Raw genomic sequence first — 9,590 nt, forward strand, 5'->3', positions numbered from 1 at the left:
GCCAGGATTCGTGAGCGGCGAGCCGGGACCCGCAAACGGCGAACCAGGGCTCGTGAGCGGCGAGCCGGGGCTCGTGAACGGCCCGCTCAGTCGACGTACTCCCTGAGCACGGCGGCGCGTTCCGTTCGGCCCAACTGCTCGTAGGCGCGAGCCTCGTAGGAGAGCGAGAGGACCGGAATCTCCGCGTCGTCGAGCGGGACGCGTTCGCGACGGGCGACGACGTCCACTGGCGGCTCCCACCGGCCGTCGACGCGTTTCCGGAGGTCACCCATGACCTCGACGCGGACGCCGCGCAACTCGAGCGCCCCGAAGTGCGACCGGATCGCCGACGATTCCGAGCGAGAGATCGGGTCGACGACGGAGTCCGCGAACCGCTCTTCGATCGCGTACGCGCCGCGTTCGGTCGTTTGCACGTCGACGTCGTTCGGCTCGACGGGTACGCCCTGGAGCGCGAAGCTCGCGCTGCCGGTGAGCGCCCACTCGACGCCCGTTCCGTCGAGCCGCCGGTGAACGGTCCGCACGACCTCGCGAATCGCCGGATCGAGCGTCGGTCGATCCATTCGGTGGGCTATCGGAGCCCGGAAACGTAAACGAGTCCGACACCGGAAATTCTCGCGTTCGCGCGATCGAACCCGCCGTCCGGGAGTCGACGCGTCGCCGCTAGTGCCGGAACCACGGCCCCGACCTCGAGAGAGATGCGTCGGGCATCGGAACCACGACCCCGCCCTCGGGAGGGATGCGTCGGGCACCGGAACCACTAACCCGCCCTCGGTCGACCTGCCGCCTATGACCGAACTCGTCGACCGCGACTGGCGGTTGATCCGCGACGAGCCCCGGGACGGGCCGACGCAGATGGCGCTCGAGGAGGTGGCGGTCCGCACGGCGATCGAGGACGGCATCCGGACGGTCCGGACCTACTCCTGGGAGCCGAGCACCCTCTCGCTGGGGTACCGGCAGGCGGCCGACAGCGCCGACTGGGACTTCTGCGAGCGCGAGGGGATCGGCGTGACCCGGCGTCAGACGGGCGGCGGCGGCATCTACCACGACGCCTACGCCGACATCTCCTACACCATCGTCGTCCCGGCCGAGGAGGTGCCCGGCGATCTGATGGACTGCTACGCGCTCTTCTGCGAGCCGATCCTGGACGGGTTGAACCGGATGGGCGTCGACGCCGACTTCGCGGCGGTTCCCAAGTCCTCGATCCACCAGCCGTCGTGCTACCTTCGGGACGTCAACCCCGCCCACGACGTCGTCGCCCACGCCGAGGGCGACGGGCCGTCCCTGAAGGTAAGCGGCAACGCCCAGTACCGGCGGCGCGACGCCGTCATCCAGCACGGCTCGATCAGCTACGACCTGGAAGCCGACCGCCACCTCGGGGTCTTCGCGGACCACGACGTCTCGACCGAGCGGTTCCGCGAGCGCGTCGGGAGCATCCGGGAGCTGGTCGGAATCGACCGAGAGGAGGCCGTCGACACGCTTGCGTCGGCGCTCGGGGAGTGGTGCGACGCCGACGAGAGGTCGTGGTCGAGCGACGAACTGTACGCGGCCGGCGACCTGGCCGAACGGAAGTACGGCCACGAATCGTGGATCCGGGACCGGGATACCTGACGCGAAGACGCTCCAGTGAACACCGGCGGGCGGTCGAACGGAGCGGGTCGGATCGCTACATCGTCGGCTCGCGGACGTCGATCCGCTCGAGTTCCTCCGGTCTCGCCTCGAGACCAACCGGGATCTCGTGTTCGTCCTCGCCCCGGAGCACGGTGAACGCGACCGTCTCCCCGGGCGCCGTCTCCTCGAAGAGGTAGTTTCGAAGCGCGTCGGTGCCGTCGACGTCGACGTCGTCGGCCGCCACGATGACGTCGCCGCCGATCGGGAGTCCGGTCTCGCGGTCGACCGACGACGTCCCCTCGAGGAAGAGCTCGCCAGGGAAACCGTCGACGGTCACGTCGACGTAGACGCCCTCGGTCGTCTCCTCGAGGTCGTTCCGTCGGGACAGCATCGGCGAGATCGTCATCCCGCCGATCCCGACGTAGGGGTGGGCGAACCGGCCGGTCTCGACGAGTTCCGGGACGATCCGCTCGATCATCGTCGTCGAGACGGCGAAGTTGATGTTCTCGGCGACGGCGGGCGGCGTGCCGGCGAAGTTGACCCCGACGACCCCGCCGTCGCAGTCGAGCAGGGGTCCGCCGCTGTTGCCGGGGTTGGTCGCCGCGTCCATCTGAATCGTGCTCGGGACGGTGTACATCAGGTGTTCGATCGCGACGGTCGTCGAGCGGTCGACCGCGCTCACGACGCCCGTCGTGAGCGACCCCTCGAGACCGATCGGCGCGCCGAGGGCCGCGACGGGATCGCCCTGGGCGGGTGTTTCGTCGACGATCGACAGCGGCTCCGCGTACTCGGGCGGGTCCTCGACCCGGAGGACGGCGAGGTCGCTGTACCGATCGTCGCCGAGGAGCCGGCCGGCCGGCCGCCAGTCGCCGCGGCCGAACCTGACGTCGGCGCCGACGGCCCCGAAGATGACGTGCCAGTTCGTCGCGACGACGGCGCCGTCGTCCTCGCGGTCGTACACCCACCCCGACCCCTGCACGAACTCCCGCTGGTGCTGGTCGAACACCCGCACCGTGACGATCGAGTCCATCGCGTCCTCGACGACCGCGCCGAAATCGCAGGCCGGCGATTCGTCCGACGGCGGGTCGCCGTCGGCGTCGTCTGCGTTACCGGCGTCGTCGGCGTCGTCGGCGAAGCGCGCCCGCGGTCCGTTCCGGTCGGCGCCGGCGATTCCGGCCGCTCCGCCGACCGCCGTCGCCCCCACCAGTGCTCTGAGCGCCGTGCGTCTCGATATCGACATCGAATTTGCGCGCGTCATCGGTGATCCCGTCCCCAATCGGCCGTACGACCAATGGATTATTAAGCATATTTCGGCTCGGAATTAATAATACGACGAGACCGTTCCGCAGAATGAATTGTTAACAGTGTACACGGTACGGGACGGCGACCGGATCACGATTCCGGCCAGCCCGCACGCGTTCGACACCACTATCAGCCCCGGGTACTGACACCGATCCATGAACGTCGGAGCACACGTCTCGATCTCCGGATCGCGCGTCTCCTCGGACGAGGAGACCCCGCCGTACGACGACATCCGCAACGCCGTCCACCGCCAGCTGGCGTTCGGCGGCAACTGCGGGCAGATCTTCACCACCTCGCCGCAGGTCTGGGCCGAGCCCGAGATCGGCGACGAAGCCGCCGCGGGCTTCCGGGAGGAGTCCGACGAGTTGCTCGAGGGGCCCTGGGTGATCCACTCGGCGTACCTGGTCAACCTCTGTACGCCGAAGGACGACCTCCGCGAGAAGTCCCTGGCCTCGCTACAGGCCGAACTCGACGCCGCCGAGCGACTGGACGTTCCGTACGTGAACACCCACCTCGGCGCCCACACCGGCGCCGGCGTCGAGGGCGGCCTCGACAACGCCGCCAGCGCCATCGACGAGCTCGACGTTCCCGAGGGCGTGAAACTGCTGATCGAGTCCGACGCGGGCAGCGGCACCAAGCTCGGCGGCGAGTTCGACCACCTGGCGGGCATCATCGACCGTACCGAGACCGACATCGGCATCTGCATCGACACCGCTCACACCCTCGTCGCGGGCAACGACCTCACCACGCCCGAGGCCGTCGACGAGACGGTCGAGCGGTTCGACGACGAGGTCGGCCTGGAGTACCTGGAGTACATCCACCTCAACGACTCCAAGCACGACGTCGGAACCCACAAGGACGAGCACGCCCACATCGGCGAAGGCCACATCGGCGAGGACGGGATGCGCGCGATCGTCAACCACCCCGACCTCCGAGACCTGCCGTTCGCGCTGGAGACCCCGACGGAGGACGGCCGGGGCTTCGCGTGGAACATCGAGAAGACGAAGCAACTCCGGGCGAACTGAGCGACGGACCGCCGGCCAGCCAGGGCCAGGTCGTCACACGACCGCTCCCACACCGACCCGCTTTTACCGCGACCGTCCCAACGAGCCGGCGTGCGCGAGTTCTCCGCCGACTACCTGCGACGGACCCGCGAGGGGATGTGGGACGACTCGCGGGCGGCCCTCGAACCGCTGGCGCTCGGGTCGCGCGAGCGCGTCCTCGACGTCGGCTGCGGAACGGGCGAGCTGAGCCGCGTCCTCGCCGCGGAGTGTCCCGGCGAGGTGATCGGCTGCGACGCCGACCGCGGCCTCCTCTCCGCGGCCGGCGAGCACGTCCCCGCCGTCGCCGGCGACGCGCTCCGACTGCCCTTTCCCGACGACGCGTTCGACCTGGTGGTCTGTCAGGCGCTGCTGATTAACCTTCCCGACCCCGCGGCGGCGCTGGACGAGTTCGCCCGCGTCTCGCGGGACCTGGTCGCGGCGATCGAACCGGACAACGGGTCGGTGACCGTCGAGTCGACCGTCGACGCCGAGTCGCCGCTGGCCGCGCGGGCGCGGCGAGCGTACCTCGACGGCGTGGAGACGGACGTGACCCTTGGGGCCGCCGCGCGCGAGACGTTCGCGACCGCCGGGCTCGAGGTCGTGGCCACCGACCGCTACGACCACACCCGGGCGATCGAGCCCCCGTACGGCGAGGTGGCGGTGCTGGCCGCCAGGCGGAAAGCCTCCGGCGCCGGCCTGGCGGACGACCGGGCCGAACTGCTGGCGGGCGACCTGACGAGAGCGGAGTACGACGACCTCCGGGGCGAGTGGCGCGAGATGGGGCGGGAAGTGATCGCCCAGATGGGCGACGGCTCGTACCGTCGAACCGAAACCGTCCCGTTTCACGTGACGGTCGGCCGGGTACCGGCGGAATCCTGAGCGGCGGACCGCTCGGTCGAAACGGTCACGGCGGCCGACGGGAGGGACCTCAGGCGTCCCCGCGGTCGGGGTCGGGCTCGGCGCCTCGGCCGACCAGCGACACGGCGGCGCCGACCAGACCGATACCGATGATGACGGCGCCGGCGACCGCATCGATTGTCGCGGTCATCGCGAGCGCGGACCCGGTGAACACCAGCGCGAGGTTCGCGTAGAGCGCCGTCCGGGGCGTAAACAGTCGATCCACGACGTCCGACGGCAGGTGCATGCGCGTGGGGTACGCGAGAACCGGGTAAACGCTTTCCCGTCCGCCGTCACCGCGGTCGACGTCCCGGGAGAGGGGGATTTCGCGCGGTCGTCGGCTCGGAGGCGGGACGTTCGCGTCACGTCTACCGCCGCGGCGGCGGTCAGATCACGTCGCCGCGGACCGTCGCGCCGTCCTGCTCGTCGCGCCAGGAGTGGACCGCCTTCGCGGCGGTCTCGGCTTCGCCCTCGTCCATCCCGAGCATCTCGAGGGCGGCCGACAGCGTCGGCATCGCGAACGCGCTCTCGCGGAGCTTCTCGAACGCCTCGGTCGAACGGGTGCCGTCGACCCAGAGACAGACGCCGCGCGGATCGAGCAGCTGGGTGTAGTCCTCGCGCAGTCTGGCCCCCCGGAGCCGCTGGGTGACGTTGTCCTCGAAGGAGGCGTTGCACACCTCGAGGTGGATCGGCTCGTCGCCGTCCAGCAGGTGGGCGGCGAGACAGCGCTCCGGGGCGACGTGGCCGTGCTCGTTCGCGCGGACGCGGCCCGGGTCGGCCTCGGCCCAGTCGGCGTCGACCGCCGTCCCGACCCCGCGAACGCCGTGAGCGTCGTAAAACGCCCGCTCGCGATCTTCGTCGTTGGTCATCAGGATGTCCTTCGTGAGGTAGACGTCGAGGCGGTCGACGGGATCCAACCCGAGCGCGAGATCGCCGTAGACCCACACCTCGCGGACGGGAACGGGGAGCCGCTCGCGCTCGACGGTCTCGACGAGACGCTCCACGCGATCGACCGCCGCGGACCGCTCCATGCTCATCGGCGACCGTTGGTGACGGACGCCCAAAACGATTTCTGGAGGGAGATTCGTTCACGAACGACCGTTTTGAGGGAAATTTCGACCGTTTCCGGGCGGTCACGAACGGACGGCGATCGGTCGGGAACAGACGATCGATGGGCGTTTGCGCGGAACAGACCGTCGACGGGCGTTTGCGCGGGTTCCGTCCGGGGCGAACGACGGCGGGGCGCGGACCGATCCGACGATCGCGAGCGACGAAAACACCGTCCGCGACCGTCGACGAACCCCTGCGCGACGGTCGACCAACTCGTCCGCGAAGATCGACGTACTCGCCTACGAGGTCGACGAGCCAGCCCCCGTGCGATCGCCGCCGGATCGTCCGACGGCGTCGACGGGCGATCTTCCCGCGGACGGCCACATTTTAGGCGCTCGCCGACGAACGCGGCGGTATGCGACACCGGATCTTCAACGAGGCGGGCGAGGAGGACCTGGTCTTCGTCATGGGGTGGGGTAACCGCTGGACCCACGAGAACGTCAGCTGGCTGATCGGCAAGCTGGGCAACGCCGGCTACCGGGTCCACGCGTTCGAGATCCCGACGGACATCGCGGACTTCAAGGCCGACTGGCTGGAGCCCGTCGCCGAGTACGTGCGCGATCTCGAGGACTACCAGCTGCTCGGTCACAGCGCCGGCGCGCTGATCGGACAGGCGCTCGACGGGGCCGAGAACCACGTCTACCTCAGCCCCTTCTGGGGCTACGGCGAGCTGTACGACGAGCGGATCCTCCGGGCGGTCGCGCGGGTTCCGAGCGACTTCCCGTTCGTCCCCGCCGGCCAGCTCGACCGCGACGCGCTCGGCGAGGAGGCGACCGACCACCAGCTGGCGACCCTGCCCCGGTGGGTGTCGCCGGCCTTCCTCCGGGAGACCCTGCGAGCCCAGGAGGAACTGCTCGCGATCGACCACGACGCGGTCGTCTTCTGCTCGCTGGGCGACCCGGTCGTGCGGCTGGGGGCGATCGGCGATCGCGTCCCGGCCGAGCACGTCGTCCTCTACGACGGCGGCCACGAGCTGTTCTCCTCGCTCGCCCGCGAGCGATACGTTGACACCCTCCTGGAGGCGCTCGCCGACGGCGCCACCGCGATCGAGGGGCCGCCGGTCCTCGCGGAGTGAGCGACGGTCGCGTCCCGCCTCGTCGCCGATCGACCGTCTCCCGCGGCGACCGGCGGTGCGAAACGGACTTCCGCCCGCGCCGTCAACGTCGCTCCGATGGACTGCGACCGGTGTTCGGACGAGGCGGTCATGCACGCCGCTTACTCGGGGGCCCACCTCTGTGCGAGCCATTTCTGCGAGTCGGTCGAAAAGCGGGTGCGTCGCCGGGTCCGGCGGGACGGTCTCGTCCCCCGGGAGGCCACGCCGGAGAACCCGCAAACGTGGGTGATCGGTCTCTCCGGCGGCAAGGATAGCGTCGTCCTCACCCAGGTCCTCCACGAGACGTTCGCCGAGGATCCCCGGATCGAGCTCGTCGCCCTGACGATCCACGAGGGGATCGAGGGCTACCGCGATAAGAGTCTGGACGCCTGCGTCGAGCTGTCCGAGGCCCTCGGCATCCGCCACGAGGTCGTCAGCTACGCCGAGGAGTTCGGAATCCGGATGGACGAGGTCGTCGAGGACGATCCCGAGAACATGGCCGCCTGCGCGTACTGCGGCGTCTTCCGCCGGGACGTCCTCTCGCGGTACGCCGAGGATCTCGGCGCGAACCTGTTACTGACGGGCCACAACCTCGACGACGAGGCCCAGACGGCGCTGATGAACTTCCTCGAGGGCGACGTCGGCCAGATCGCCAAGCACTTCGACGCGAGCCTGGGCCCGCTCGCGGAACGCGAGACCCAGGAGGCGTTCGTCCCCCGCGCGAAGCCGCTCCGGGACGTCCCGGAGAAGGAAGTGGCCTTGTACGCCCACCTCCGGAACCTGCCGGCCCACATCACCGAGTGTCCCCACGCGAGCGAAGCCTACCGCGGCGAAATCCAGCGGCTGCTGTACGAGCTGGAGGAGAATCACCCGGGGACCAGGCACTCGATCATGGCCGGATACGAGGAACTCTCCGGCGTGGCCGCCTCCCGCTACGGAGAGGAGGACGGCGTCGAGCTGCAGGAGTGTCCGGAGTGCGGGTCGACGACGTCCGTCACCGGCGACCGCTGTCGGAAGTGTACGCTGCTCGACGCGCTCGCCTGAAATCGGATTTCACGGCGAGCGACGCGGGATCACGACGAGACGGCATCAGATTCCGACGAAGAGGCGACCGAGGCCGAGCACGCCCCGGGCCGCTCCGAGCAGGAGCAGCATGTACGCCAGGTTGCCGGCGCCTGCGGCCGCGGCGTACCGGCGCTCCGGATACGCGCTCAGCCCGGCGACGATCGGGACGACGGTCCGGATCACCGGGAGCGCGGTACAGACGACGACGCCGAGCGCGCCGAACCGGTCGACCTGTCGCTCGACCAGTCCGATCCACCGGCGCCCGAGCCACCGCCGCACCAGTCCGGGGAGTCGGTCCAGGATCGCGAACGACCAGCGATCGCCGCCCGGAGCCGACGCGGTCGGCGTAAACGCGCGGTAGAGCACCCACTGACCGATCGTGGCGCCGAGCGCGCAGCCGACCAGCACGACGCCCACGATCGGCCACGGCGGCGTGAGTACCGACACGTACGCGACGAAAAAGACGGCCGGCTGGAGGAGTTTTCCGACCACCAGCCCCTCGGTTACGAAGAACGCGCAGAACGCGACGGCGACGCCCACCGAGACGAGTGTCGTTTCCATTATCTTTCAATCAGCGGCCTCGAATCGCGGCTCTCGCTCAGTTCGTCGTGGTACGGTCGCCAAAAAGATAAACCTTCGACGATCTTGTCCGAACAAAAGTAACGAACATTCGGCGTGTCGAGCCGACCGGGCGGAACCGTCGGCGCGATCGCTCGCGGGATCGGTCGGCGGGTTGCGGGACCGGACCGCGGCATCGGTCGGCGGGTTGCGGGACCGGACCGCGGCATCGGTCGGCGGGTTGCGAAACCGAACCGCGGCATCGGTCGACGCCGCGGTGAGAACGAGCCCGTCGCTCGGCAGTCGAACGGCGAAAAACGGCTCGCGAGTCGTCAGACGATCGTCTTACACCGCCGAGACGGCGGCCGACTACCGGATGACGTCGACGCCGTTGTTGCGCTCGAGCTCGTCGCGGCCGCCGTCGCTGTGGACGCCGCCGCCGAAGCCGTCGGAACGCTGGCGGTCGAGGTTGTTGCTGGCGTCGAAGTCCGCCTCGTTGACGCCCTCGATGCTCGCGCGGGACTTGTCGGCCTGTTTCTGGGTGGTCGGGCCGAGAACCTGCGCGCTCTGGACGCCGGTCATGATGGCCATGACGCGGACCTTGCCCTTGTAGTTCTCCTGGATGCGGGCGCCCCAGATGACGTTCGCGCTCGCCTCGAGGCGCTCGGTGATGTTGTCGGCGATGCCCTCGGCCTCCTTCAGCGTGAGGTCGGGGCCGCCGGTGATGTGGACCAGCCCGCCGGAGGCGCCGCGGTAGTCGACGTCTAACAGCGGGTGGTTCATCGCGTCGCGGACGACCTCCTCGGTCTTGTTCTTGTCCTGGGTCTCGCCGACGAGCATCACCGCGACGCCGCCCTGGTTCATGATCGTGGACATGTCCGCGTAGTCCAGGTTGATCAGGCTCGGCTGGGTGA

General features: G+C 69.6%; 10 protein-coding genes and 1 pseudogene. 5 read left to right on the forward strand and 6 right to left on the reverse strand.

What is annotated here, in order from left to right; all coding sequences use genetic code 11:
* Positions 1 to 86: 86 nt before the first annotated feature.
* Positions 87 to 560, reverse strand: a complete 474-nt coding sequence (locus QZT59_RS10555; protein ID WP_290815552.1) for a nucleotidyltransferase domain-containing protein — start codon at positions 558 to 560, stop codon at positions 87 to 89.
* A gap of 226 nt (positions 561 to 786) precedes the next feature.
* Between QZT59_RS10555 and QZT59_RS10560 the strand changes: the two genes are divergently transcribed.
* Complete coding sequence (locus QZT59_RS10560; RefSeq protein ID WP_290815555.1) at positions 787 to 1,608, forward strand: biotin/lipoate A/B protein ligase family protein; 822 nt, start codon at positions 787 to 789, stop codon at positions 1,606 to 1,608.
* Between the two features lie 55 nt (positions 1,609 to 1,663).
* Here the strand turns inward: QZT59_RS10560 and QZT59_RS10565 are convergent, their stop codons facing one another.
* On the reverse strand, positions 1,664 to 2,848 hold the full coding sequence (locus tag QZT59_RS10565) for a S1C family serine protease (RefSeq protein ID WP_290815558.1): 1,185 nt from the start codon (positions 2,846 to 2,848) through the stop codon (positions 1,664 to 1,666).
* A 217-nt stretch (positions 2,849 to 3,065) separates the two neighbouring features.
* On the opposite strand from QZT59_RS10565, the gene QZT59_RS10570 reads away from it, so the two are divergent.
* Together QZT59_RS10570 and QZT59_RS10575 are read left to right on the forward strand one after the other, a co-directional pair.
* Complete coding sequence (locus QZT59_RS10570) at positions 3,066 to 3,935, forward strand: deoxyribonuclease IV (protein WP_290815561.1); 870 nt, start codon at positions 3,066 to 3,068, stop codon at positions 3,933 to 3,935.
* 90 nt (positions 3,936 to 4,025) lie between these two features.
* A complete protein-coding gene (locus QZT59_RS10575) occupies positions 4,026 to 4,832 on the forward strand; it encodes a methyltransferase domain-containing protein (protein ID WP_290815564.1) in 807 nt (268 codons plus the stop codon).
* Positions 4,833 to 4,881: 49 nt separating this feature from the next.
* Here QZT59_RS10575 and QZT59_RS10580 read toward each other — a convergent pair whose 3' ends face one another.
* On the reverse strand, positions 4,882 to 5,097 hold the full coding sequence (locus QZT59_RS10580) for a hypothetical protein (RefSeq protein ID WP_290815567.1): 216 nt from the start codon (positions 5,095 to 5,097) through the stop codon (positions 4,882 to 4,884).
* Between the two features lie 139 nt (positions 5,098 to 5,236).
* Positions 5,237 to 5,887, reverse strand: a complete 651-nt coding sequence (locus QZT59_RS10585) for a hypothetical protein (protein WP_290815570.1) — start codon at positions 5,885 to 5,887, stop codon at positions 5,237 to 5,239.
* 428 nt (positions 5,888 to 6,315) lie between these two features.
* Here QZT59_RS10585 and QZT59_RS10590 point away from each other — a divergent pair, with 428 nt between their 5' ends.
* Complete coding sequence (locus tag QZT59_RS10590; RefSeq protein ID WP_290815572.1) at positions 6,316 to 7,035, forward strand: alpha/beta fold hydrolase; 720 nt, start codon at positions 6,316 to 6,318, stop codon at positions 7,033 to 7,035.
* Positions 7,036 to 7,131: 96 nt separating this feature from the next.
* Complete coding sequence (locus tag QZT59_RS10595) at positions 7,132 to 8,097, forward strand: TIGR00269 family protein (protein ID WP_290815575.1); 966 nt, start codon at positions 7,132 to 7,134, stop codon at positions 8,095 to 8,097.
* 45 nt (positions 8,098 to 8,142) lie between these two features.
* Here QZT59_RS10595 and QZT59_RS10600 read toward each other — a convergent pair whose 3' ends face one another.
* A complete protein-coding gene (locus QZT59_RS10600; protein WP_290815578.1) occupies positions 8,143 to 8,679 on the reverse strand; it encodes a DedA family protein in 537 nt (178 codons plus the stop codon).
* Between the two features lie 366 nt (positions 8,680 to 9,045).
* Positions 9,046 to 9,590, reverse strand: a pseudogene (locus tag QZT59_RS10605) (cell division protein FtsZ); the annotation flags it as partial.

The organism is Halovivax sp. (assembly GCA_007119345.1).
Classification (GTDB): domain Archaea; phylum Halobacteriota; class Halobacteria; order Halobacteriales; family Natrialbaceae; genus Halovivax.